General features: G+C 38.7%; 20 protein-coding genes. 8 read left to right on the top strand and 12 right to left on the bottom strand.

Going from position 1 to position 26,850, the window contains the following annotated elements; all coding sequences use genetic code 11:
* Positions 1 to 47: 47 nt before the first annotated feature.
* From AAC073_RS20365 to AAC073_RS20330, 8 genes are all read right to left on the bottom strand, one after another.
* Positions 48 to 968 carry a hypothetical protein gene (locus AAC073_RS20365; RefSeq protein ID WP_339925654.1) on the bottom strand — a complete coding sequence of 307 codons (921 nt, stop codon included), beginning with the start codon at positions 966 to 968 and terminating at the stop codon, positions 48 to 50.
* A gap of 2 nt (positions 969 to 970) precedes the next feature.
* Positions 971 to 2,413 (bottom strand): MBOAT family O-acyltransferase, encoded by a 1,443-nt coding sequence (locus AAC073_RS20360; RefSeq protein WP_339925653.1) that lies wholly within the window; start codon positions 2,411 to 2,413, stop codon positions 971 to 973.
* A gap of 123 nt (positions 2,414 to 2,536) precedes the next feature.
* Complete coding sequence (locus tag AAC073_RS20355) at positions 2,537 to 3,766, bottom strand: hypothetical protein (protein WP_339925652.1); 1,230 nt, start codon at positions 3,764 to 3,766, stop codon at positions 2,537 to 2,539.
* Between the two features lie 3 nt (positions 3,767 to 3,769).
* Positions 3,770 to 4,690 carry a hypothetical protein gene (locus AAC073_RS20350; RefSeq protein ID WP_339925651.1) on the bottom strand — a complete coding sequence of 307 codons (921 nt, stop codon included), beginning with the start codon at positions 4,688 to 4,690 and terminating at the stop codon, positions 3,770 to 3,772.
* Between the two features lie 8 nt (positions 4,691 to 4,698).
* Positions 4,699 to 5,688 carry a hypothetical protein gene (locus AAC073_RS20345; protein WP_339925650.1) on the bottom strand — a complete coding sequence of 330 codons (990 nt, stop codon included), beginning with the start codon at positions 5,686 to 5,688 and terminating at the stop codon, positions 4,699 to 4,701.
* A gap of 3 nt (positions 5,689 to 5,691) precedes the next feature.
* Positions 5,692 to 6,423 (bottom strand): GNAT family N-acetyltransferase, encoded by a 732-nt coding sequence (locus tag AAC073_RS20340; RefSeq protein ID WP_339925649.1) that lies wholly within the window; start codon positions 6,421 to 6,423, stop codon positions 5,692 to 5,694.
* A gap of 1 nt (position 6,424) precedes the next feature.
* The gene (locus AAC073_RS20335; protein ID WP_339925648.1) at positions 6,425 to 7,357 is read right to left on the bottom strand and encodes a glycosyltransferase; all 933 of its coding nucleotides are present in this window, start codon (positions 7,355 to 7,357) and stop codon (positions 6,425 to 6,427) included.
* A complete protein-coding gene (locus AAC073_RS20330) occupies positions 7,354 to 7,785 on the bottom strand; it encodes an ArsR family transcriptional regulator (protein ID WP_339925647.1) in 432 nt (143 codons plus the stop codon). Before AAC073_RS20330 ends, AAC073_RS20335 begins: the two co-directional genes overlap by 4 nt.
* A 593-nt stretch (positions 7,786 to 8,378) precedes the next feature.
* Between AAC073_RS20330 and AAC073_RS20325 the strand changes: the two genes are divergently transcribed.
* From AAC073_RS20325 to AAC073_RS20310, 4 genes are all read left to right on the top strand, one after another.
* Positions 8,379 to 9,524, top strand: coding sequence for a Gfo/Idh/MocA family oxidoreductase (locus AAC073_RS20325; RefSeq protein WP_339925646.1), 1,146 nt, complete (start codon positions 8,379 to 8,381; stop codon positions 9,522 to 9,524).
* A gap of 75 nt (positions 9,525 to 9,599) precedes the next feature.
* Entirely contained in the window at positions 9,600 to 10,109 is a 510-nt protein-coding gene (locus AAC073_RS20320) for a DUF2911 domain-containing protein (protein ID WP_339925645.1), read from the top strand.
* Between the two features lie 177 nt (positions 10,110 to 10,286).
* The gene (gene hrpB, locus AAC073_RS20315) at positions 10,287 to 12,761 is read left to right on the top strand and encodes an ATP-dependent helicase HrpB (protein ID WP_339925644.1); all 2,475 of its coding nucleotides are present in this window, start codon (positions 10,287 to 10,289) and stop codon (positions 12,759 to 12,761) included.
* A gap of 229 nt (positions 12,762 to 12,990) precedes the next feature.
* Complete coding sequence (locus AAC073_RS20310) at positions 12,991 to 14,553, top strand: metallophosphoesterase family protein (protein WP_339925643.1); 1,563 nt, start codon at positions 12,991 to 12,993, stop codon at positions 14,551 to 14,553.
* A gap of 484 nt (positions 14,554 to 15,037) precedes the next feature.
* Here the strand turns inward: AAC073_RS20310 and AAC073_RS20305 are convergent, their stop codons facing one another.
* Genes AAC073_RS20305 through AAC073_RS20295 form a run of 3 tightly spaced genes read right to left on the bottom strand, consistent with a single transcriptional unit; the run spans position 15,038 to position 20,193 of the window.
* Positions 15,038 to 17,185, bottom strand: a complete 2,148-nt coding sequence (locus AAC073_RS20305; RefSeq protein ID WP_339925642.1) for a pyrroloquinoline quinone-dependent dehydrogenase — start codon at positions 17,183 to 17,185, stop codon at positions 15,038 to 15,040.
* A complete protein-coding gene (locus AAC073_RS20300) occupies positions 17,169 to 18,683 on the bottom strand; it encodes an arylsulfatase (RefSeq protein ID WP_339925641.1) in 1,515 nt (504 codons plus the stop codon). The genes AAC073_RS20305 and AAC073_RS20300 overlap by 17 nt, the downstream gene beginning before the upstream one ends.
* A gap of 13 nt (positions 18,684 to 18,696) precedes the next feature.
* Positions 18,697 to 20,193, bottom strand: a complete 1,497-nt coding sequence (locus tag AAC073_RS20295) for a sulfatase (protein WP_339925640.1) — start codon at positions 20,191 to 20,193, stop codon at positions 18,697 to 18,699.
* Positions 20,194 to 20,577: 384 nt separating this feature from the next.
* Here AAC073_RS20295 and AAC073_RS20290 point away from each other — a divergent pair, with 384 nt between their 5' ends.
* From AAC073_RS20290 to AAC073_RS20280, 3 genes are all read left to right on the top strand, one after another.
* Complete coding sequence (locus tag AAC073_RS20290; RefSeq protein WP_339925639.1) at positions 20,578 to 22,863, top strand: FdhF/YdeP family oxidoreductase; 2,286 nt, start codon at positions 20,578 to 20,580, stop codon at positions 22,861 to 22,863.
* Positions 22,847 to 23,716 (top strand): formate dehydrogenase accessory sulfurtransferase FdhD, encoded by an 870-nt coding sequence (fdhD, locus tag AAC073_RS20285; protein WP_339925638.1) that lies wholly within the window; start codon positions 22,847 to 22,849, stop codon positions 23,714 to 23,716. The genes AAC073_RS20290 and fdhD overlap by 17 nt, the downstream gene beginning before the upstream one ends.
* 435 nt (positions 23,717 to 24,151) lie before the next feature.
* Positions 24,152 to 24,286 (top strand): hypothetical protein, encoded by a 135-nt coding sequence (locus tag AAC073_RS20280; protein WP_339925637.1) that lies wholly within the window; start codon positions 24,152 to 24,154, stop codon positions 24,284 to 24,286.
* Positions 24,287 to 24,358: 72 nt separating this feature from the next.
* Here the strand turns inward: AAC073_RS20280 and AAC073_RS20275 are convergent, their stop codons facing one another.
* The gene (locus AAC073_RS20275; protein WP_339925636.1) at positions 24,359 to 24,544 is read right to left on the bottom strand and encodes a hypothetical protein; all 186 of its coding nucleotides are present in this window, start codon (positions 24,542 to 24,544) and stop codon (positions 24,359 to 24,361) included.
* 688 nt (positions 24,545 to 25,232) lie between these two features.
* Between AAC073_RS20275 and AAC073_RS20270 the strand changes: the two genes are divergently transcribed.
* On the top strand, positions 25,233 to 26,699 hold the full coding sequence (locus AAC073_RS20270) for a hypothetical protein (protein WP_339925635.1): 1,467 nt from the start codon (positions 25,233 to 25,235) through the stop codon (positions 26,697 to 26,699).
* Positions 26,700 to 26,850: the final 151 nt, after the last annotated feature.

The following is a 26,850-nucleotide window of genomic DNA, read 5'->3' as shown; positions in this document are numbered from 1 at the left end:
TAAATATAAATACTATTTTCATATACAGATCTGCTAATTTTTTTTTATTAATTATTCAATAAAATATTATCAGAAAGTAAATTTGATAAATCCTTGGCAGATTCAACTGTCAAATGTAAACCATCTGTAAATTTCCAACTTTTTGATAGCTCGTTAAAATTAAAATAAATCAAATTATATTGTTCAGCCAAATTTATCATTTTGGCATTAAATTCTGGATCCAATTTATTTTCAATTTCGAAAATATCTTGATGTAAAGGCATTCTTACCAGGTAAACAGCGCCTCTTGATTTTAAATAAGATATGGTTTCCTGAAGGTATTCATACCTTTTGCTTGAATAACTATATTTTGTTAAATAATCTTCGTAAAAAGTCACCATAAAATCTCTATTCTTATTAATAGTACTTTCCCTAATAGCCCCTATAGTTTCAAACCACCCATCCTTGTGCAATTTCCACGATTTATTTTTGAATCTCAGTAAAACTATTTCATAATAGGATTTTGAAAACCATTCTTTAAGATATTCATGATTAGGTGATACATTGACATTTTTTACATTGGAAATAAACCTTTCATTTTCAGCAAACTTATCTGGATTATTTGGATCTTTAATATCACTTGAAATACTCCATGGATCAACTGTTATAATAAAACATCTATTACCTTCAAAGTTGGCCAATTTATTTTTAATACTTTCCAGATAGGCAGGTCCATAGGGAGAATTATAAACGGTAAATGAATAATTGTAAAGTTTAGCTGGATAAATTTCACCTAGTCGATCATTTAATATCGAAGGTAAAATTCCTAGTGCAGCTTTCGAATTGCCCAGTATCAACGCATGTTGCTTAGGAGTCGTAAATCTTTGGTAAAAAGGATCTGCAGTACCGTTCTCTAATAAAAACACAGCATAAAGTGTCCCTATTGGAAATATGGAAAAAATTAAGAGTTTTATGATAAATCGATTCATGCCTAAAACTGAAAATATATAAATTGTTGTTCCTTTCTAGCAAATAGAAATACGGCCATCACCAATCCATAATACAAGCCATACCTCAACCATGAAGGTTGAGATAAAAACATTCGCTGAATGGCAAATTCCTCTCTTCTTCCAAACCACTCCAGAAGTAGAAAAATCAGGCATAAAGCTATAAATAAATACACTCTAATATCCATTTGTGGTTTACTGAACAGGGATACGGTAAATAAATGGCTCAGAAAATTCCAGGCCTCTGATATGCTAGAAGCGCGAAATAAAATCCATGCTATAGTAACCAATGTAAAAGTTAACAACATTTGACTAAACTCTCGAAAGCTAGGGAGAATACTGTCTTCGGCTACCACGCCTATATTTAACCGGTTCTTACCCAATAAATATAGTGGAACAAATAAAAGCGCATGAATGCCACCCCAAGCAATAAAAGTCCAATTGGCACCATGCCAAAAGCCTGAAACAAGAAAGATGATGAAGATGTTCCTGAGGCTTAAGTATTTTGATCCTTTTGACCCTCCCAATGGAATATAAACATAATCTCTAAACCATGTGGATAAGGAAATATGCCATCGTCTCCAAAATTCTGCAATGTCCCTGGAAAAATAAGGGAAAGCAAAGTTTTGCATTAATTTAAAGCCTAGCAATTTACCGCTTCCAATAGCAATATTGGAATACCCACCAAAATCCCCGTAAATCTGAAAACTGAAAAAAACAGCTCCTATCAATAAATTCGAGGAAGGTTGACTTTCTGGATTTTTAAAGGCCTGATCAACAAACACAGCACAATTGTCTGCAATCACCACTTTCATAAAGAAACCCCAAAGGATTTGTCGCATTCCATCCATGGCTAATCTATAATCAAAATTTCTACTTTTTAAAAATTGAGGCAATAAATTAGAGGCCCTTTCTATTGGCCCTGCCATGAGTTGAGGAAAGAAACTCACAAATGCAAGAAAAGCTACTAGATCCTTGCTGGGTGCCATTTGTCTTTTGTAAATATCAATGGTATAGCTCATGGTCTGGAAAGTATAAAAACTTATACCTACAGGAAGAATCAATTGTAAAGTGTAAGGGCTCGCCTGAAAACCAATTGCATTTATTAGGTCTACTGTGGACGCTATAAAGAAATTGAAGTATTTGAAAAACCCTAATAAGCCAAGGTTTACACCCAAACTAATACCAAGAAAAACCTTTCTTTTAAAAGAATTCTGTTCCTTACCAATTTTCAGGCCGCAAATGAAATCTACTATTGAACTAAATAATATTAATCCCAAAAATCTCCAATCCCACCAACCATAAAATACATAACTGGTAATCAGTATGAAAGCATTTTGTGCTTTCAGCTTCTTTTGAAAAACAAACCAATAAAACAGGAATACAACTAGAAAAAAAAGAAGGAATTCGTATGAATTAAATAACACTGACTTCCAAATTTAATTTGTCTAAAATCATTAATTCTATTTCGCTTTTAATGTAAATGAAAAGTAAAAAATTGTATAACAAAAAGGTTACGTTAAACCTTTAACAATTAAGTTTTTTCCCAATTAAATTTGAAGATTTTGATAAACCTTTCCAAAGCCCTTTACCATACTCACTACATGTTCAGCCACTAAGTCAGGAGAAGAAAACTCATCCACAAACCTCCCTAAAAAATGACTTAACCTACTGTTATAAGATTGTGCAATGTCCTCTGTCAAATGGTCTATTTTATGCCTGGGAAGTATTTCAATAAACCCAGCAGCCAGGGCTGTCGGAATCATCATATGCGAACCATGTACTCCTATAACCAAATGACTTCCCCGATAAATCTCATTCCACCTTCGTTCTACGGACTCCTGCATTTTCTCTACACGCTCGTCATGGCATCCATGGGGTAATTTCCCGTCCCTACCTATTCCGGTGACATAAAAAGCTACATTCGGGAAGGATTTTCTGACTCTTTTAACTAGCCGCCTCAATAAACTACCTTGCCTGTGCTGCAAAATGTCCTCCACCCAATTCTGAAAATTGTATTTAATAGATGCCTTATGAAGCAGATCCAATCCTCTGCTATTTAGCCAAAACCGATCAGAGCGCCAGATAAATGTGAGCTGTAATGGTAGCCGGTCAAATTCTTCTAACTCAAAAGGGCTCACCTGAAGAATTTGACTAAAATCCAGTTGCTCTTGATCAATGTGCACTGGTACCACACTGAGTGCCACCGAATGAAACCGCTTAAATTGTTGCTTAACCCATAAATCTAATCCATGAACGCCTTTTCCTAATTCTTCCAAAGGCAAGGCTACCGACCAAATCTCAACCTCTTTATCAGAGATAAGCCATCTGCAACGTTCAGGAAGCAACACGGCCAATGTTTTGGTTGGGAACTGTTTTTTGAGCAAATAAACATTCCATATCTTGGTAAAAACATGTCCAAAACAACTGTCCAGGCAATTGATTAGGAGTAGGTCTCCCCCTGATGAAGGTTGTAAAAGCTGAATAGGAACCTCTTTAATAGGTGGATTCTGAAAAGAATTGATAAGCGGTTCTGCCATCCAGGATCCTTCCTCTCTATTGAATTGATGGTATTGTCCGTCTAGGCTAAAGGCAACTGGAAAAAGTGAAGCGTGCCCAATGGGCAGGGTGCTGTAGAATTCTAAGCTGCAATCAGAACAAACTTGGTTTGATAAACAATGCGTACCCTGAAAATACAACTTCCCATTGCTCCGTCCCAAAGTCCCACACCTGGGACATTGATTTTCACTTTTATTTATTTCAGGATAGATTTCGATCATTCCTTACCATTTTCTAATTCCTAGCCTGTTCAGGTGAAACGCCAATAAGGTTTTTAACCTTTTCCAGGTAGCTACCTTGCTTTCAATAATCGAGTACTTTATTTCAGGATTAAAAACCAAGGCTGCATAAGAGAGGTTTGAAGGAGACAAAATAAGTTCATCACAATAAGAAAGGGTAATGCAATCCAATAAAGCTTCTTTGGCCAATACCACCCCGTCTTTATGCTCCTCATTGTGGTGAATGGAAAGTGATCCTGTAGACCTGACACAGTCATGTGCCCAAATTTTTTCTGGAAATTTCTTTTTTAATATTTCCAATATATTGCAATCATCTGTAGCCACAAATAATTGGTCATATCCTGGTAATTTATTTTTTATCTGCCTAAAAAACACTTCATTACTGGCTGGTCGAACTTCTAAAAAATGATCCGTTTTTCTAAAGTGAACCCCTAAAGTCCTCAATTTAGCCATATTTATTTTGATCTCTTCAATTTTAGTTTTCAAAGCTTCATTGAATTTGATCCCCGTACTCACCAATGCATTTAATTCTCGTAAATGATCCCTGTTCCAGATACGCAAAGGATATACCTCGAACTGCTTATTTATTACCTGAATATCTGTATTCGTAAGTGATGGTTGAGTGAATAATTCCTCCCAAAAGTTTTTAAATGTACTCTCCTCTTTTCTTGAAGAGTAAGGATAATTTAAATTGCCAAAATCCACATAAAATGGTATTCCATGTTGTTTAGCAAAGCCTATTCCATAAACTACCTGCAGAAATAAGGAAAAGAAGCCACGGGTACATTTTCCATCGGGATGATTTTCACAATAAAATTCATTTTGATAACAGGAGATGATGTACCTGGCATTTTGCTGCTGCAACTGTTTCAACCTGCTCTCTGAAACCAAAGATCTTTTAGGCATAAATCCCACTAACTGGTATAGTTATATACGTCCTCCAGCCTTTTCCAACCACTGACCGGGACCTGAAAATGATTGTGAACAATTGAATTGGCACCAAAACTTTCTTTCCACTTAAAAAGGAACCTGTTTATGTTTAATCCCTGGTTTTCATTGGAATGACCGAAATCAAGAAACTGTCTCTTCCCTGCAAAATTTTCACAGAGGTATTGGATTAGGGCATCTAATGCATGCTGCTCTCTCCCCTGCCTATTGCTTGCCAGGTATTGAGTATGTAGACAATTCGGTGTTAAGTATACTGTTGCGCCAGCTAAAACTTGATCGTCTTTGTAAACATTGAATTGTCTTATATTTTGAGGGAATTTCCCCATTAAAAATGCCATCTCCTCTTTACAATGGGTGGGTTGTTTACCGTACCTGTTTTCAAGATTTGGCAGAAGCAATTCCTCCCAAAATATATTGGGATTTTTGGATTCAATGATTTCTAGTTTAGCTAGGTTGGCCTGTTTTATATTGGCTTTTCTTCCTTTATTGGTTACCCTTAATGGCAATTTAATGGCCAAAGAAAGCTCCATTTGTATAATTTCGCCCTGAGCCAAATGCATGATATAAGCGGTAGACTCATTAGGGTTAAAATCGTATATAGAAGGTGTTTCTTTTATCTGTAAAGTATTAATACCCAATGAATCATAGTATTTCAGCAAGTATTGGTAACAATTCAGCTTTTGGTTAAAAGAGCTAGGCTTATGAATCAACCCAGCATAACTTAAGCCCTTGTGGGAATAAACCAACTTTCCTTTCCTATGGGCAGAAAATACGGCAACTGGAGCATTGTCTTTGTATACTATTACCGAACAATCTTGAAATTTACCACTGGGATGATAGTCTAAGAACGCCCTGTCATGCATTAATGTGGCATTGGTCGCCATTAGGAGAACGCTCTTCCAGTCCTCTGTCAACTCAGAAGTATATGGCTTTACCTCATAAAAATTAGCCGGCAAGGTTTAGTGGACTTTTTGAGGTTCTAAACCTGGTCGCCAATGTGCAATCAAAGTTTCTTTAATCGGCTGAAAACCATTTTTTTTATAAAAATCCATCGCTCTCTCGTTGGCCTTTTGAGTGGAAAGGCTTATCAAATTAAACCCGCAGGCATTAAGGATAATAAATACCTCTCGCATCAATTGTCTGCCTATTCCTCTTCCTTGTTCACTGCCTTTAACAGCAAAAAGAGCTACATGTCCTCTTCCCCGAAGTAACTTAAAAGTAATAAACCCTACCAGTTTACCGGAAATTCTTGCCACTACCACTTTGTGTTTTTCTGTTTTGATCGTATCCCACCAAGTACTGTATAACTTTTCGTATTCCTGGTTTTTCAATAGCAAATCTTGTTTGAACCTGGACCATTGCCCGCTAGTAAAAACAAGCTCTCTAAGTTCCTTTTTATCCGAGGTGGAAAGGTTACCTGAAATAACCATTTCTGAAATTTCAACTTCCTCATCAACAGCAGGAACTTTTACTAAATCCGATTTTATTATATTTTTGACCAAATCAACCCGGGTACTGATGGGAGACCATCCTCCTAATTTGACTAATCCGGGCTTCCCCATTACATAAATCAAATCAAAATTTTCAGCTTGACTATTTACCCTATCCAAATCAGGAAGACATCTACCCAGCTGAAGTTTGCCTACTCTGTATCCAAATAAAGAAGTATCAAAAGGTAGGAATTTTATCATATCAAGTTTTCTGGTCTACAATATAACGTGGGCGTTTCTTAACTCCTTCAAAAGTCTTTCCAACATATAGTCCAACTATTCCGATGGTCGTTAATAAAAAACCAAAGAGTATCCAAAGGGATACAATCAAACTTGTATAACCCTGTACTTCAATGGTTCCTGTAAAGTAGCGGATCATAGTGATCAATGCAAACAAAAACCCAATAAAAGCCACCAAAAGGCCTAATTTAACAGTTAATCGCAAAGGTTTGTCCGAAAAGGCAAGTAGTGTATTTAAGCCCAACCGAAATTTAGAACTGAAAATATAATTAGATTTTTTGTTGGTCGATCTGCCATGCGTTACATTAAAAGTGCTTTGTTTAAAACCCACCCAGTGAACCATGGTCGGAAAATACCAATTGCTTTCTTTCATCTTTAAGATGCTGTCAATCACCTTTCTATTATAAATACCAAAATTACCAATGCTTGGGTCCTGCTTGATTCCAGACATATAATAAAATACCCTATAATACACAACGCATAAAATCTTCGTTACCAAACCTTCTTTTCTTCCTGTTCTTCTGGCCAAGACCGCATCATAACCAAACTGCGCTTTGGTTAACATCATGGGTATTTCTTCGGGAAGGTCTTGAAGGTCTGCGTCCATCACAACAGTCCATTCCCCTTGAGCCAGCTCTAAGCCTGCCGAAATGGCATGATGCTGTCCAAAGTTCCGACTAAATTTAATCCCTTTTACAAATGAATCTTTTGATGCAGCTTTAGCAATTATATCCCAACTTCCATCGCTGCTTCCGTCATCCACCAAAACCAATTCCACTTCCGAACTAATTGAAAACAAAACAAGCTTCAATCTATCAATTAATTCTGTTAAGCCTGCCTCAGACTGGAACACCGGAATTACAACAGAAAGGTATATTTTATTTGGATCGGTCATCTTTGCACTTGTTCGTAAACTACCAACCCCTCCACACCCTCACTGGGTGCTTTCTCTAGCACCTTCACTTTTAATTTTCTATTGATCTTTTCTTCGGTTTTATTGATTAAAAAATCGAGGTAATCCAAATCTATTGAGCTTCCTATTATGGTCAATTCTATGGTTCCAGTATCTTTACCTTCCGCATAATCACCTTGAATGATAGCCTTATCTACACTCCCTAATCCTTGAACAACTTGCTCAATTAATGTATCGAAACCTAAATATTTGCTTACGATACTTCTAAGCTCTTGGTAAAGTGGATGAATTGTATTCGCTTGGTAACTTTTGGTTTTTCCTTCATTTTCCCAATTGATCAACCCAGCTTTAGAAAGGCGGTTAAGTTCAATTCTTATCGAATTGGTTGATTCTCCGAATTCTTCTGCCAAACCTCTTAAATATCCTCGGTTTTTCGAATTCGAAAAAAATTTCACCAATAACTTAATACGGGTTTTGGATGTAATGAGAGCGTCTAACAATACGGTGTAACAATCGAACGTAAGAAAAAATTAATACAAAATGCAAATTACTAGAAGCAAAAAACAAATATAGCCACACTTAAACACAGGGTGCTTCTACTCCCTCACAGCTTCGCCACATAACACACATTGTGGGAGTAACAAAATTACTCGATCATAACAATTTCACAAGTTTAATTGAAAGTTTTTATCCTAGAAAAATTGTCAATAAGGCAAAAATTCATGGCTATTGAGACAATTTAAAGGCAATCAAAAACTACAGCACCTCATTTTTTGTGAAATAAAAAGCAATTTTAAATTGCCATTCTGAACCTTGCATAGCCCTACTATATCGCTACCGCCAAAACATTTGATTTTCTAATGATTATCCACACCACTGTAACTCCAATTGCCTATTCCAGCTTAAAAAACAATGCAGGTAAAAACAATGAACCATTGAAAAATACAAATGTACCTTCTATCTTTAGGGCTAACCTTTTAAATAAACCGAAGATATTAACCTTATGGAAAAAATCAAAGTAGCGGTTGTAGGCACAGGATTTATTGGCCCTGCCCATATTGAAGCGCTAAGAAGAAACCCTAATATTGAAGTCGCTACCCTTTGTGAGGTTAGTGAAGAACTGGCAAAAGAAAAGGCAGCCCAATTAGGAATAGAAAAGGCCATGCTTTTCGAAGACATGCTTAAGGATGAGGAGATTAAAGTAGTACATATTTGCACGCCAAATTTCCTGCATTATAGCCAATCCAAAGCTGTTTTAGAAGCAGGAAAACACGTGGTATGCGAGAAACCACTTGCCACCAAAATCGAAGACGCTGAAGAATTAGTGGCACTTGCTAAAAAAACAGGGTTGGTCAATGCTGTCCATTTTAACCTAAGGTATTATCCTATGGTGAGACAAATGAAAACCATGAGGGAAAGTGGTGAATTAGGAGATATTTATTCCATTATGGGTTCCTATTTACAGGATTGGTTGTTTTTAAAAACAGATTATAATTGGCGTTTGGAACCTGATAAATCAGGCGACTCAAGAGCGATTGCTGACATAGGGTCTCATCTTTTGGACTTGACAGAATATGTAACAGGTTTAAAAATCACTGAAGTAATGGCTGATTTTTCTACAGTCCATAAAACCCGATTAAAACCGCTTAAAGCCATAGAAACCTATAGTGGTAAAAGCCTTGATGAATCTGACTATGCCGAGGTTCCTATAAATACCGAAGACCATGCCACGGTCATGTTGAGATTTGACAATGGCAATAAAGGATCAGTAACTGTCAGTCAGGTCAATGCTGGAAGAAAAAACAGGCTAAACATTGAAATAGCAGGATCCAAAGCCAATTTTGAATGGTGTAGCGAAAAGCCAAATGAAATGTGGATTGGTAAAAGAGAAACTGCCAACCAACACCTGATGAAAGATCCTTCTTTATTCAGTCCTGAAGCGGCTAAACTTATAGGCTTCCCAGGAGGACACAATGAAGGATTCCCTGATACTACAAAGCAAATGTTCAAAGAGGTATACGCTGCGGTAATAGAAGGCAAACAACCAGAAAACCCAAGTTTCCCAACCTTTGCAGACGGGCACAGAGAATTGCTCATTTGTGAACGCATTATCGAAAGCCACAAAAAACAAGCTTGGGTGAAAATTTAATGGTGTAAAAACAAATTTCGATTTTGTCCGTTCATTTAGTTATTCAATTATTATAACCTAAATCACAACCAAAAAATGAAATCATCAACTATTAAAATGTTAGGCCTATCAACGCTACTGATGCTATCCGTAGCTTTTATGTCAAATGCTCAGAAAAAAGCCAGCCCTGCTAAAACAGCTGAAGGCACCATTAATGATGCTAAAATTACTGTCAACTACAGTAGTCCTGGCGTTAAAGGAAGGACTATTTTTGGTGATCTTGTTCCATTGGGGAAGGTTTGGAGAGCTGGCGCTAATGAGGCTACGATTTTTGAAACCAGTAAAGATATTGAAATTGAAGGTAAAAAATTATCTGCCGGAAAATACAGCTTCTTTATTATTCCAGGAGAGAATTCCAGCACCTTTATTTTCAATAAACAAACCGGACAATGGGGAACCAAATACGATGAAAGCCAAGATGCTTTGAGAGTATCTGTAGGTTCTAGTCAAACCAATAGCTTGACAGAAAATCTTGTTTACAATGTTTTAGAAGATGGTCTAGAAGTAAAATGGGAATATGGACGCGCAAAGGCATCCATTAAATAATTAAAAAAAAGAGGTTGTATCTTAATAAGAAACAACCTCTTTTTTTGTCTTTGATTTTCTATAATCATTTAATACTCTTCCCATTTTTTGCAAAAGGCTTCGTTTCATATTTCCTACTATTAAAATTAACTTTCTAGACCGCCTTGTTTTTTTTACCTTTAAAAAAAACAATTACACTTGAAGGCCTTTCCCCAACTACCCATTTTAGAGGTAATCCCTCAATTAAAAAAACAACTTCAGTTATTTCCTATCCTTCTTTTACATGCTCCGCCAGGTGCTGGTAAAAGTACGCTTGCACCATTGACTTTAATGGATGAACCATGGCTTCAGGGAAAGAAAATATTAATGCTTGAACCAAGAAAACTTGCTGCCATTAGTATTGCAAAGCGAATGGCTCAAATTCTAAATGAAAGGGTAGGAGAAAGAGTTGGCTATCGGGTAAGATTCAATACTTGTGTGGGAAAACAAACTCAGATAGAAGTCATTACTGAGGGAATTTTGACCAGAATGATGCAAGAAGACAATGCGCTTGAAGAAGTCGGCCTAATCCTATTCGATGAATTCCATGAGCGAAGTATCCATGCAGATCTAGGTTTGGCCATAAGCAGGGAAATCCAACAAGTGCTACGGCCAGACCTGAAATTGTTGATAATGTCTGCTACCCTTGATAGCAAAGACCTTTCCGCCAATCTCAAAGCACCCTTGGTCGAAAGTATGGGAAAGGCTTTTCCTGTGACCATCAATTATCGAGAAGGGACTGATTTATACGCTTTACCGGAAAGTATCAGCCATACAATCAAAGAAGCCATAGCAGAGCATGATGGAGATTTGCTCGTGTTCTTGCCTGGACAAGGAGAAATAAATAAGACCGCACAAATATTAGCGCAAAGGTATCCCCAACTTGCTATTTATAAACTGTATGGCCAGTTGGCTTTCAATCAACAGCAAGCAGCCCTATTCCCCCACCCTGAAGGAAAGAGGAAAATTGTTTTGGCCACCGCTATAGCTGAAACCAGCCTCACCATTGAGGGAATAAAGATCGTAATAGATGGCGGATTTATGCGAACCAGTAGGTTTAATCCCAACTCAGGTTTGAACAAGCTTGTTACCATACCTGTCACCCAGGATACGGCTACCCAAAGAGCCGGAAGGGCAGGTAGATTAAGCCCAGGGGTTTGCTACAGGTTATGGTCATTGGGAAGTCAGGAAAGATTGCTTCCTTTCAGGAAACCTGAGATTCTAGAAACTGATCTTACCTCTCTGGCGCTAGAGCTTTATAAATGGGGCATTAATGACCCCTTAAAATTAAATTGGCTTACTCCACCACCCCCAGGCAATTGGTCACAAGCTATAAGCACTTTGGAGCACCTGGGAGCGATAGCAGAAGGGAAGATCACCCGCCATGGCATTGCCTTGCATAATTTCCCCTGTCATCCCAGAATTGCACATTTACTTGTATATAGTCAGGGTTTGGGTCTTGAGGGATTGGCAACAGATCTTGCAGCAGTATTAGAAGAAAAAGATCCGCTGCCTCCAGGAGAAAGTCTGGACATCAATAGGAGAATAGAAGGGCTTAGAAGGTTTAGGGCCACCTCTTCAAGTCGATACAACTTTAAAAAAATTGAGCAAGTTGCGAAAGCTTACAGACATATACTTAATATTAAAGTTGAAAATAAGCCTATAGACCCATTTGCCACAGGAATGTTGATAGCGCAAGCCTTTTCGGAGAGAATTGCTTCAGCCAGACCTGATAGCCAGGCTCAGTATCAATTGGCAAATGGTAAAATTGCCAATATGGATAAGATGGATGACCTTTCGCATGAACCTTGGCTGGCTATCGCTCAAATGGATGAAAGAAAAGGCATGGGTAAGATATTTATGGCAGCACCATTATCTCCCACAGACCTTAGACTTATGGTTAAATCCACGGAGAGGGTATTTTGGGATGAGCAGGAAGGATCACTCCAAGCAGTAGAAGAATTGAAAATAGGGCAAATTGTGCTACAGAAAAAGCGCTTGCAAAATCCGAATTCTCAATTGATCCTAGATACCCTTTTGGACATGCTTGTTCAAAATGGAAAGAAGTGGCTTACATTTGATGATAGTTTCATTCAACTACAACATAGAATTATGAGTCTACGTGCCTGGAATGGACCTGGAACATTACCCGATTTTAATACAACCCAGTTGCTAAAAACCGTAAAAACATGGTTAGCACCGTATTTAAAGGGCATAAGTTCTGGCAATGAATTAAAAAGATTGCCTCTTGCTACTATCCTTAAAAATAGTCTTAATTATGAGCAACAGGAGGAACTTAAAAGACTTGCTCCAGAAAAAATAAGCCTTCCAAGTAGGTCTGTTTTATCCATTAAATATGGTATGGATGGCGAACCTCCTGTGTTGGCAGCAAGACTTCAGGAACTTTTTGGCTGGAGCAAAACACCTAAGATCAATAACGATAAAATATCATTGCTCATCCATTTATTGTCTCCTGGCTTCAAGCCAGTTCAAGTGACACAAGATTTAAAAAGTTTCTGGGACAACACCTATCACGAGGTTAGGAAAGAACTCAAACGAAGGTATCCCAAACACCATTGGCCTGAAAATCCATGGGAAGCACAAGCAGTAAGAGGGGTTAAGCGGAAAATATAAGATTTGGTTCAAATGTATTAGAAAGGGAAGCCTAAATCGAATAGATCCGCATCAATCGCCCCAAAATAGTAAATCTCAGTTACTTGACTAATTACAACGAACCCCAATCAAATAGATAAAATCACCATTAATTCTTTTACCCATTTGATAATAATATAATAATTATTGAACTTGAAACATTATTTTGATTTCACTAGATTTACAGAATTACACCAATAACCCATCCGCAATGAAACAAGTGTTTTTTTCTTTCTTTTTGTTCCTTCTAATTAATGTCTCAATTGCTCAAGAGTACAAGGTTTACAAAGCGCCTACTTTTAGAGAAGAGTGGAGCAAACCCGGCTACTACCCTGACAGAGTTGTATTAAATTTCGGTGCAGATCCTGCCACTGAAGCCAACGTTACCTGGAGAACAGATACTACCATTCCCACAGGATATGCTGAAATTGCGATAGCTGATGGAGCACCAAAATTCTGGAGAAATGGATTAACTATCGAGGCAGAAACAGAAGTAATGGATGGATTGAAGGTGGAAGATGCCAAAGTCAATGCTCATTACCATTCCGTGCAATTTAAAAACCTAAAACCGGACACCATGTATGGGTATCGGGTGGGAGATGGTGAATCATGGACCGAATGGATACAGTTCACTACCGCTTCCAGAGAAGACGATAAGCCTTTTTCTTTCCTATATGTAGGAGATGCCCAAAATTATGTTCTTGAGCTTTGGTCCAGGTTAATACGAGAAGGTTATAGGAAGGCACCAGATGCAAAATTCATCATCCATGCAGGTGACCTGATCAATAGGGCTCATAGAGAGCAGGATTGGCATGAATGGTTTACGGCAGGAGGATTTATCCATAGTATGGTCCCTTCCATGGTTACTCCAGGGAACCACGAATATCGTAACATTCCCGAATTAGATGGAGAAGATGCAGAAAGGAGACTTTCATTACAATGGCGCCCTCAATTTACACTTCCTGAAAATGGTCCCAAAGGACTAGGACTTGAGGAAACCGTTTACTATATGGATTACCAAGACGCGCGGATTATCTCCCTTAATAGCAATGTTGCACAAAAGGAACAAATCCCATGGCTGGAAAAAGTGCTTTCAGAAAACACAAAAAAATGGACCATTGTGACCTATCATCATCCCTTGTTTTCTGCCTCAGCAGGTAGGGACAATGATGAATTGAGAAAAGCATGGAAGCCCATTTTCGACAAATACAAAGTTGATTTGGCGCTACAAGGGCATGACCACAGCTATGCAAGGGGTCGTGTTTCCCCAGAGGACAATGTCATGGATGGATTGAATGCCAGGGATAAAACAGGAACTGTTTATGTGGTATCTGTAAGTGGTGGAAAGATGTATGGTGTGAGTGAAGAAGGTTGGGACGCTTTAGGTGCAAAAAGGGATCGTAAAGCTGAAAACACCCAATTATTTCAGGTGATAAAAGTAGATGGGAATAAGCTAAGTTTTGAGTCCTATACGGCTACAGGTGAATTATATGATGCTTTCGATTTGGTAAAACAAGAAAACGGAATCAATGCTTTCATCGAAAGAAAAGCTGAAGCAGGAGACGAAAAAAGATTCTCAAACACCACCCCTTATGAAGACCCATTGCCGGAAAATCTTCAAACCATATTGCTATCTAAATACCCGGGAAATGAAGTTACCAGGGTTAATGCCTCCAAAAATGAAAAAGGAGCCTTGGTTTTTAGTGTAAGGCTAGAAAAAGATGGGGAAAGAACAATGGTGACAATTGACGAGAAAGGCACTATTTTAGAATAGTTTAGCCCAAATTCGTTACAAGCCAGTTAATCTGATGGGCTCGTGTACTGATATTATTCAGTATACGAGCCCATTTTATTTTACAAAACAATCTTAGGTTTGAAGCAAGACTTTAATGGGTATTAGGTTCTAATTCAGTAAGGTATTTATATTAAGTGTTCATCCGAGTAACCGGATCCTGAACGGAGCCTAAGGAGTAGGTTTTATGGACACGTTACCCTATGGCTTCAACTCCGCTCAGCCGCCGGGCTTATGGTTTTTGGTTTGAAATTTTCAAAGGGTATATAGTTTACGTAAAAAATCCCCCTGCCCTCCTTTGGAGAAGAGGGGGATTTCGAGTTTTTAGAGTTGACGAGTGTTATTTGAATTGAATTTTTTCCGCCAGTTTCAATACCACAAATCCCCAATAAATTCCAAATGAGCAATTCTCACTCGTCACGGTAATTATTACGTGTATGAGGAATCACCTAATACCCAATAAACTTTACTTTTCAGGTAATGCAAAAGCTACGTAAGCATCTCCAGCTGGGGTACCTAATCGATTTGCTCCTCCAGCTGCTATAACCACATACTGCCTTCCGTCTACTTCATAGACAGCAGGTACCGCATAGCCTCCAAAAGGAAGTTTGTATTCCCATAAAATCGCTCCAGTACCAGCATCAAAGGCCCTGAACATTTCATCAGGTGTCCCCCCCATAAAAACAAGACCGCCTGCAGTAGCGACACAGCCACCAAAATTTTGAGTGCCTGTGGTGGGTATTCCTCTTTCTTTTAATTTTGGGTAATCACCCAAGGGCACTTTCCATTTAATGGTCTTACTTTTCAAATCTATAGCATTTAAAGTCCCCCAGGGTGGCATACTGGCAGGAAAACCTTCTTCATCTGTAAAAAGTCTAAAGCCTTGCAGAACATACCTATCTGTGGCGCCTACCTCTTCTTTAATATCATGAATAGGATCTGAAACAGGCTCTATTTCAAGCAGGTAATCCACTAAAGCATTTAACTTTTCTTTATTGAAGCCTTGAAATGCTGGCATCAAGCCATTTCCCTGAGAAATTATCTCAGCCAAAGACTCTCGAGAATGCTTGGCTTTAATGTTTTTCAATGATGGAAAGGCATCTGTAAGCCCTTCTAGGTCTGCTCCATGGCAGTTGGAGCAATTGGACAGGTAGGTGCTCCTCCCAGCTAGCATCCCAATTGAACCACTTCCCTCTTGGTTTTCAGAGATATTTCGTAGCTGTAAAATCATGGGAATTTCATTTGCATTGACATAGAGCATGTGGTTGTCGGGATCATAAGATGCCCCACCCCAAATCATGCCTCCTCTTGTAGCTGGATTGGTTAGAGTTCCTTCTAAACTTGGAGGAGTGTATAATCCTTCATTGCGGTATTTTTTAAACTCGTTTTTGGCATACGCGTTAGCTTCGGGAGAGATATTTGTTAGCGTTAAGCTGTCCAAACCTTGCCTAACCACAGTAATCCCTTGGTTAAATTTTTGGGTAGGATGGGCTACTTCACCTGGCACATAGGAAGGTGGGGCAGTTTTTATTTCCATATCCATTAAGGGCTCACCTGTAATTCTATCCAATAAAATAAGTTCTCCCATCTTAGTTGGTTGTACCAACGCTTTCACTATGCCATTTGCTGAAGGTATATCCACCAAAGTGGCCGCACAAGGCAAATCATAATCCCAAATATCATGGGTCACTGCCTGATAATGCCATTTTCTTTCTCCAGAAGCTGCATCAAGTGCCACTATCGCATTGCCAAAAAGGTTTTCGCCTATCCTATTACCACCATAAAAATCATAGGCAGGTGAACCTGTGGAAACATAAACCCATCCTTGTTCTTCATCCAAACTTAATCCTCCCCAGTTATTGGCTCCACCATAGTTTTCCCCTTCCTTCCAACGCCAGGTATCATGTCCAAATTCACCCTCTTTAGGTATGGTATGAAATATCCATTTAAACTTCCCATTTTTGGCATTGTAGGCACGGATATGACCTGGAGAGGCATCATAGCCCTCCCCTGTTGCAGATCCAAGGATAATCAAATCCTGATAAACAATGCCTGGTGTACTTAAAGAGATGGATAGAGATTCGGGATCAACCCCTAGATTTTTACGTAAATCAAGCTTCCCTGCTTCCCCAAATTCAGCCACCAGTTCTCCAGAATGACCATCTATCGCAAACAAGTACTGCCCTACCGCCATAAAAATACGCAAATCATTCCCGTCTTTGTAGTGGAAAAACCCTCGGTTTACTCCTCCTGACTGACCGTAAAGTGCTGGGTCAAAACGCCAAAGTTCCGTCCCCTTCTCTGCATCCAATGCTATTAGATCAAGTTGAGGTGAGCTCACATACATAATTCCACCTATGATCATTGGATTGCATTCCATAGGTGTTCTTTCCTTGCTGTCTCCTGTATTAAAGGTCCATGCGGGTTTTAGGAGGTGAACATTCTCTTTGTTTATTTGATCCAATCCTGAAAACTGTGCTGCTGTCTTTGAGGCACGATAATGTTCCCAGGTTTGGTAATCTTTTGCTTTAGTAGTTTTGTTTTCCTGTGAACAAGAAAAGAAAAAACCACCAAGGCAAATTAAAACGATAATACTATTAATTGTTTTTAACATTCTTTTCAATTGTCTCTTCAAATGGCCATTCAGCATCTTCAGTTCTTGATCGCTGCATCAAGCTTTTTAATTCTTCAACCACTTCAGGAAAGTCTGCTGCCAAGTCCCTTGTCTCTCCAGGATCCTGATCCAAATCATAAAGTTGAATCGTTTCATTTCCCTTAAAAACGTCCAATTTAATTCCTTTCCATTTGCCTTTCCTTACTGCTTGTTTGCCTCCCTTTTCATGAAACTCCCAATAAAGATGGGAATGTGTAGGTTGCGCTTCTTTGCCCAATAGCGTGGGAAGAAAGGAAATCCCATCCAGTGCACCTGCCGTACCCACCCCTACGATTTCTGAAAAAGTGGGTAAAATATCCCAAAAGGCACTGATGTGATCGGATTGGCTTCCTTTTTTAACTTGTGCTGGCCAACTTAGGATCATAGGCACATGGATTCCTCCCTCTAATAAATCCCGTTTGTAACCTTGAAAGGGTCCATTGCTATTGAAAAAATCCGGGTCTGCTCCTCCCTCAAGGTGTGGGCCGTTATCTGAAGTGAATATAATTATGGTATTGTCCAAAATCGATAATTCTTCCAACTTGGAAACGATCTGACCTACATGATCATCCAAAAGGGTAACCATGGCAGCAAAGGCTGCGTGTGGATAAGGTTGGGACCCATAGCCTCCCATTTTGTACCTTGGATGTTCTGGATCGTCTGTCCCGTTATAATGTGTTTCAGGCCCTAAATTACTTTCATACTGGTAAGGTGGTTCTGGATTGGTCTTGGTAAGAAACTTCTCCATGTACTCTTCTGGAGCAAAAAGCTCCGCATGCGGAATTATAGTAGGTGCGAACAAGAAAAAATTAGTATCACTATTGTTCTCAATAAAAGCCAATCGCTTTTCCTGAATAAGATTAGGGGCATATTGTCCTTCATCCGTACCCTGATTACCTTCAAGAGTTACAATTTTATCATTGTCCCACAACTCTCTTGGGTAATAATTATGAGCGATGGTCTGACTATTAAACCCGTAAAAAACATCGAAACCTTGATTTAATGGTGCTCCTTCTGATCCTGGATAGCCTAAGCCCCATTTTCCAAAAGCGCCAGTAGTATAGCCCGCTTTTTTCAATAGACTAGCCAAAGTCTGGGTACCCTCTTTTAAAGGAAACTGTCCACCATTCAATCCTCTGTTTCCCCTTACCTGGGTATGTCCTGTATGTAAGCCCGTCATCAATGCTGACCTTGAAGGTGCACAAACCGTAGACCCTGAATAATGCTGGGTAAATACCATGCCTTGGGCTGCTAGCTTATCAATATTTGGCGTGGAGAATTTTGTTTGCCCTAAAAAGCTTAGGTCTCCATATCCTAGATCATCTGCCAAAATATAGATGATATTTGGTTTTTCAAAAGTTTTTTCCTTTTCCTGATTATTGGTACAGGAGGCCGCTACCATTAAAAGAAAGGCCAATAATAGGGGACATTTGGATAGAGAATTTTTGTTGATTTTCATTTTGGGTTTAGGATTAATTTTTTTCATTGGTATACAAACCTGTGTTTCCTTTTTCTAATTCTACTAGTAATTGTTTCACCAATTCTGGCTGCTCATTGGCTATGTTAATTTTTTCTAAAGGATCATTATGGTGGTCATACAACTCTATTGTCGGTGTCTCCTCCCTAAAGTATTTCATTATCCTATATTTTTCGGTTCGCATAGATATCCCACTTTTAAAGTAACTAAAAGCAAGCCTCTCCCTGTTTTCATCCTTCCCATTTTTTATCAGTGGCACCAAACTTTGTCCATCCAAAGGGAAATTGGTAGGTACTTCTGCAAGCTCCATTAACGTAGGGTATAGGTCTATGCTACTCACAGGCATATCGGAAGAAATCCTGCGGGCTGCTAAACCAGGGACTTTAATTATCAGAGGATTTCTAAGTGCTGTTTCAAAAATGGTATGTTTGCCCCACACCCTTTGGTCTCCCAAGTGCCAGCCATGATCACCCCAAACCACGATAATAGTATTCTCAGCAAGCCCAAGTACCTCTAATTCATCCATGACTTTACCTACCAGCGCATCACTATAACTTACTGCGGCATAATATGCATGCTTCAACTTTCTAGCATAATCATCCGACAATTGATGATCTAAACCTGCTTTTTCTTCGCCCAGGGCATATTGATTGAACTCTCCGCTTTCCTGCAAACTGCTCAAATCAATGTTTTCGGGAATATCAGGGGAAGTCGATAAGGGAATATCCTCACGATCATACAAATCCCAATATTTTTTTGGCGCCGTGAATGGTAAATGGGGTTTAAATAAGCCCAAGCCCATAAAGAATGGCTCTTCTTTATCGGCCAATTTTCTTAACTTTTTAATCGCCAATTGAGCAGAAAGGCCATCAGGATAGCCTTCGTCCGAAACATCTGCTGACTCGTAAGGTTTCACCTGCTTTTTTTTACCTTGCCTGTTTGACCCATCCGCATAACCAAAAAAAGCATTCCATCCATTCCCCCACTTTCCCGCATCAAAAAGCATCTCATTCCAGCTGTAGGGCATTTCCGATTTTGCTCCTACGGGACTTTCTTCGTAACCATAGACCAGTCCTTCAATTGAATGACTGATTTTGCCAATGCCAACCGTATAATAGCCATTTCTTTTTAAGTGATGGACAAAACTTTCCGGCCGCTCTCCTTCAGGGACATCGGCCATCATTTTTTCAATGGCTGAATTTTTTAGATGCTCTCGGCTACTTGGAAGCATCCCTGTGAGTATACTACAACGTGAAGCACCACAGGTAGGCACCTGTACATAGTGATTTTCAAAAATTGTTCCTGCTTGACCTATTGCATCAAGGTTAGGCGTTTTGATGATGTCATTTCCATAAACACCCAATTCGGGTCTTAAGTCATCTATGGCAATAAAAAGTATATTATAAGGTTTTTTCTCTTGAACCCCGGTGTCACAGGACTGTAGAAAAACCATAAAAATTATAAAGAGGACTGGAAACTGTTTTGAAGTCATTGAGTAGGTTTATTATTAATAAAATTCAGAATAAAGCAATTTAAATATAGAGGTAATTCATGTAAATAAAAACATACTTTTATTAAGTGGTCAATTCCAATAATAATAAATGGAAGTAACTTAAAGGGTGAAATAAAATCAGGCACTATTCCGATTTTTTAGCATATGAAAAAATTTACCCCCTTGAATTTCAAACAATTCTCTGGGAATTGGCTTTAACCTTATAAAACCAATGGCCATACACTTACCAAATGGTAAACCTTTGTGTGATTTGATAAGTACTGGTCAATAAGAATTCTATCAGATATTCCAGCTTAAACTTATAATTCTTTTTACCTTGTAGTAAATACTGCACTTAGGCTTCCTGAATTTTCAATGATCACAATGCGTCCAAAGAGAAAAGTTAAAATTAGCGCACCAGCAGAAACAGCCGCTGGATTAAAGTCCATTCAAACCGTGGCTTATCGCATTTGGGAGGAAACCCATGTGGGTAAAGGGGTCAAAACACTCTTCAAACTCAACCAACCCAACGGCTTTGATTGCCCTAGTTGTGCATGGCCTGACCCTGATGCCAATAAAGTTTCCAAGATTGCTGAGTATTGTGAAAACGGAGCCAAGGCTGTAGCCTGGGAAGGCAGTGCTAACACAATTGAACCCTCCTTTTTCGAGCAATACAGCATTAATGACTTATTGGAAAAATCTGATCATTGGCTTGAAAAACAAGGCCGGCTTACCCAGCCAATGGTATTGAAGGCAGGTGACACCCATTATTCCCCCATAACCTGGGAAGCCGCCTTCTCCCATATTGCCGCACAACTTCAGGTCCTTGATCATGCAGACCAAGCCATATTTTATACTTCAGGTCGGACTAGTAATGAAGCGGCCTTTCTTTACCAATGTTTTGTCAGACAATTTGGCACCAATAATTTACCCGATTGTTCCAATATGTGTCATGAGGCTTCAGGTAAAGCGCTAACCAATACCGTAGGAATTGGTAAAGCTTCGGTAGTGCTTAATGATATTCCTAAGGCGGATGTATTGATCGTGATGGGGCAAAATCCCGGAACCAATGCCCCCAGAATGCTTACCGCAATGGAAGAATTAAAAAATAATGGAGGAAAGATTATTTCTGTGAATCCATTGCCAGAAACTGGCTTGTTGCAATTTCGCCATCCCCAGAAACCCTGGGAGTGGATTGGAAAGCCTACCTCCATTCACGACCTACACTTACAGGTAAAGGTCAATGGCGACCTCCCTTTATTGAAAGCCTTGCTAAAGATGCTTTTAGAGGCAGAAAAAAAAGCTCCAGGAGAAGTGATTGACACAGCATTTATTGCTGAATATACGGTAGGATATGAAGCCCTTTGCCAACATATAGCCGAAATCGATCTGGCCGAAATGATCTTAGAAAGTGGTGTTCCTGAAAAGCAAATAAGAGAAGCTGCTTCACTACTCATAGAAAAGAAAAATATCATCATTGCTTGGGCGATGGGTATCACCCAACATAGAAATGCAGAAAATACCATACGAGAAATTGTAAATATCCTTCTGTTGAAAGGAGCCATAGGAAAACCTGGTGCTGGCACCTTGCCTGTAAGAGGCCACAGTAATGTACAAGGTGACCGAACCATGGGCGTCTGGGAAAAAATGCCAGATAGCTTTATGCAACGACTTGGGAATGCTTTCAATTTTAACCCTCCAACTAAAGAAGGGGTACATGCCGTAGGTGCCATTCAGGCCATGGTCGAGGGTAAAGGCAAAGTTTTTATGGGCATGGGAGGTAATTTTGCCTTGGCTGCGCCAGATACCCAAAAGGTTTTTAAGGGCTTAAAACAATGTGAACTTACCTTTCATGTCTCTACAAAGCTTAATCGTAGTCATCTTATCCATGGCAAAACAGCCCTAATCCTACCCTGCCTAGGCCGAACAGAAGAAGACCTTAGCAACCATGGTGCTCAATTTGTCAGTACGGAGGATACCGCCGGTAGGGTTCGAAGGTCGCACGGAGACCTTAAGCCAATTTCACCAGATTTAAAAAGTGAAGTGGCCATTGTTTGCGACATGGCAAGAGCGGTGTTGGGTAATGCCAACGTCACTGATTGGGAAGGGATGAGCAACGATTATAGCCTTATTCGCGATAAAATAGCTGAAGTAATTCCAGGTTTTGAGGATTACAATGAGCGCATAAAAGTGGCAGGCGGATTTTACCTGCCCAATGGTGCCAGAGAGAGAAATTTTAACACCCCAAACAATAAAGCCCGGATTACAGTAAATCCGGTGAACTTTAACAAAAATCCTGAGACTCCTTTTATATTAATGACCGTTAGGAGTCACGACCAATTCAATACTACCATCTACGGCTACGACGACCGCTACAGAGGTATCAGCAACAGCCGTGAAGTAGTCATGATGAATAAAAAGGACATGATTAATTATGGATGTGAAGCGGGGGATGTTGTTAAATTGACAAGTATATTTGAGGGAGAAAAGCGAATACTTGAAGGTTTTCAGGTGGTTCCTTACGACATCTCCCCAGGATGTCTTTCCGTTTATTTTCCGGAAGGAAATGTGCTGGTGGCATTGGGAAACAATTCCGAAGAAAGCCACTGCCCTGCCTCTAAATACATTGAAGTGTTTTTGGAAAAAATTTACAATGGAAGCGACGAATAGTCTGGTAAGTATTAGCCGGATACAAAAGTATGACAAGTCTGATGTAACAGATCTGCAAGACTTATTAGCAGTGGAAGAGCCTTTGCAAATTCGCCTGGAATTCGAATATAAAGGAGAGTGGCACAAGAAAGATTTGCTGGTCACCATGAGGAGTCCGGGAAATGATTTTGATTTGGCTCTGGGCTTTTTATTTGCAGAGGGAATCGCAGAGAGTGACGAGGATATCTTGTTGATGCGGTATTGTCAGAAAGTAAAGCCAGAGGAAAAAGGCAATGTATTGATCATCAAATTTATAGAAGGCCACGTCATAGACCTCAAAATACTTGGTAGAAACTTTTACACCAACTCAAGTTGCGGTGTGTGTGGAAAAACAGCCATAGAGGCCGTGAAATGTGAAAACGGTGCTTTGCCATTGGATGAGAAATGGCAGATAAGTCCTGAAATTATCTTGGCCATTCCTGAAAACCTACAGTCCTCTCAAACAGCTTTCAAATATACTGGTGGGCTTCATGCAGCTGCATTGTATGACAAAAATGGAAAATTGTTACTGCTTAGAGAAGATATTGGCCGGCACAATGCTTTGGATAAACTTATAGGAGCCAGTTTGAAAGCCAAAATTGATTTAGGAAACGAGAAAATTGTCTTATTAAGTGGCAGGGTAAGCTATGAAATGGCACAAAAAGCCATCAATGCAGGTATTTCTATTCTTTTAGCATTTGGACCTCCTACGCATCTTGCTGTAGCACTTGCTAAGGAGAAACAGATGACTTTGATTGGATTTTTAAAAAATGAAAGCTTTAATATCTACAGTGCCAAGGAAAGAATTAAAATAGTGGGTAAAAAAATAGTTTAACGATTACCCACCATTTACAATGGAAAAATTCCATTTTGAAAAGTTTATTTATCACCTGTTTCAAAGGTACAAAGGTTGGGAAGATTAAAAATACCGTGATCGGGGTATTTTTTCTGCATTTATCAACCCTTGAGCAAGTAATTCAATATTTATTCTGTAAAAAATACACTTTTAAAACTTTGCTTCATTTTTATTCTAGGCTTAGGTCCATGTTTCAATGGATCAAATCAAAATTATTGCGATTACCAAGTTATAATCAAACAGCCTAAGAGTGGTTTGCTAAAATTTTCAATTCTGTCCCCTTATTTTCTGCTTTTCAACTGTAATGCTGGATTTAGCTTTCTAAATTTCTTAAATTCACACCTACCTTTTCTACCTCCCAGAAAATAAAGAACATATTATTTTTTTTATTTTATAGAAGAAACCACTGTCTATATGAATCGAGATTATAATGCTTGGGCGGCACATTGGTATGCTATAAAGAAGGTATTTGAAGAAATTAAATACAAAATTTCTTTTGCCATTTTAGGTCTTGATGGAACCCCATCAGATTTACAAAATGGATGCTAAGTTTTTACCAACACAGTGGTATTTAAAGGTGCTCGCAGGATTCAACACTATAAATAAACCCTACTTGCCACCCTACAAAGCATTTCCTTTCAGCTTTTCAGAATAGAGACCATTTCGAAGCATCCATTTTTTTAAGGAATCCCTTTCTTGCTCTGTTAGGATTTGATTGGCCTTGTTAATTTCGTTTCTTAACCTACCCAAATCAAAACGCACATTTTTTATAATTCTCTTGTAATAATCTAAATATGAAGTCTCCATAACAATTGAATCAAATTTAAAACTATGACGATAAAACCCAAACCACCAAAACTTCTCCTTTACGATGCATGATGCCGTAATAGTGAATTTAATTACGTTTTCAGATAAATAATGTTAGCATTTCCAACCATTATCTTCATTTCGTAAAACACTATTGGGCAAACCCTGTGCCATAAATCTGCTGTTATTATAATTAATTAATGGGGGATTATAGAATGACATTCTGACTGCTTAAAAATATAAATTGGACAAAAAATTGACTTTTTGACCTTAAGCACTTCCGGATTCTGATCAATGATTTTAGACAGAAAGCAAATTTTAGATTATTTGATATAATAACCCTTGTAAAAAACTGACCCAAATAACCAGAATCTATGGTATAGTTTTATAATACCTTGCCCTAATCAAATTTAAAGATATTGAACAATCTGCTTTGCCAACAGCATAGATAAAATGAGAAGAAATAGGGTTTAGTTGTTTATAGATGGTTGTTTCAAAACCAAGCATTAAACGGTTTCCAATCTTGAATAAGATTGGTTTCGAAAAAAAATTAAATAAGGACATTTGAACAAATCGTAACATAAAATAAAACTAAAAAAATTATTCATAACACATGTATACTGAATTATTGATATAATTATTGTTTCTTATAACGGAATCAGCATTTTATCTAAAAGCTTGCATTGAGATGAATAGGAATTTATTAAAACTAAGTTGTTTGGCAATAAGCTTTTTTGCTTTGGCAGAAGGTTTTTCTCAAATCAATAATTTGAATCCAAGGAAGAAACCCGAATCTGACAGGCAACTAAACAATCTCCCTGTTAAAGGTCCTTATTTTGTGGTTGATGACCGAATAATAGAAGATCGATGGATGATAGAACGTTTTGTTGTTCCACTTGAAAAATACGCAGGAAACCCAGTTGTTGCAAAGGAACATCCCTGGGAAGGCACAGGGCCATTATTAGGTGGAAAAGTTTTATTTGACCCCCAAGATCAATTGTACAAAATGTGGTACAGTGTATGGGATTCTGCCGCTTATTATGGCAAACTTCCCTTCTCATACAATATTGCTTATGCAGAATCAGCAGATGGGATCAAATGGGAAAAGCCGATTTTAAACGTATTTGACCGAAAAGGGGATGCTTATAAAAAAACAAATTTAATCAAATTAGGAAAGGAGAAAACGCAAGATATTGATGTTGAATTTAATCCTATATCTAATACAGCTGAGAATAAATTTGTAGCTATCCATAACGAGGCAGGAGGGATATTTGTATCCTATTCTGCAGATGGAAAGACTTTTAAAAGTTCATTTAAAGACCCTGCCGTTTGGTACCACAGTGACACAAGAAACAACTTTGTCTTCGATGAAGTTCGCAAGCGCTGGTTTGTCTATGTACGGCCAAAAGCCTATGCCGGCGAAGGAATAAAACATGTAAATAGAAGACGTATTGCGGTCGTGGAAAGTGACGATTTAGTGAAGTGGACACAAGAACGAACCGTTATGGTCCCTGAAGAAGGAGATGTGACCGATTTTTATGGTATAACGGTGATAAGAAGAGGTGATTTATTTTTTGGATTTCTACAACTTTATGCCCCTGGAAAAACAGAAAAAGTCACTGCAGAGTTGGTTTGGAGCAATGATTCCTATCACTGGTATCGATTACCAGCAAATGCTCAGAAGAGCCCACTGCAGTTGGGTAAGGAAAATGAATGGGACGCTGGACAAATACGCATAGCAGAACCTGTCATTAATGGGGATGAAATGTTGTTTTATTATTCTGGTAACAAGTCCAACCATGATAGCCCCGGTAGCCCTGCCATTGGAATCGCAACGACGAAATTGGACAGATTATTCGGTGCTCGCTCACAAGTGGATACGGTCGGTAGAATTCTTACCCGCCCTTTTAGGGTAAATGGCGACTTATTTATCAATGCCGATGCCGCGGGAGAGATTAGGGTGGAAGTTCGTTCGGCGATTCGTGATGAACCACTTGAAGGCTGGAGGGTAGAAGATTGTACTCCTTTTAGGGGATCAGGGCTAAACACCCAGATCAGCTGGGGTAATAAAAAACTAAGTGACTTAAAAGGAAAAAAGGTGCGGTTGCGTTTCCAACTTAATAACGGAACCCTTTATTCTTTTAATGTATTGTAAATTAAAACCAATAATTAAAAAACATAGCCAAATTCTATTCAAGCCGAGTTTGTACGATTAATTCAAGTTTCTGAGGCCTTAATATACTAGGTGGAGAATACCTTCATTCTACAGAATTGTTGAAATTTACATCCTATTCCATTCTTAGGGA

The sequence above is a fragment of the uncultured Cyclobacterium sp. genome (assembly GCF_963977555.1).
GTDB lineage: Bacteria > Bacteroidota > Bacteroidia > Cytophagales > Cyclobacteriaceae > Cyclobacterium.
The sequence above is the reverse complement of the archived record's forward strand: the minus strand, read 5'-3'. Positions and strand labels throughout refer to the sequence as shown.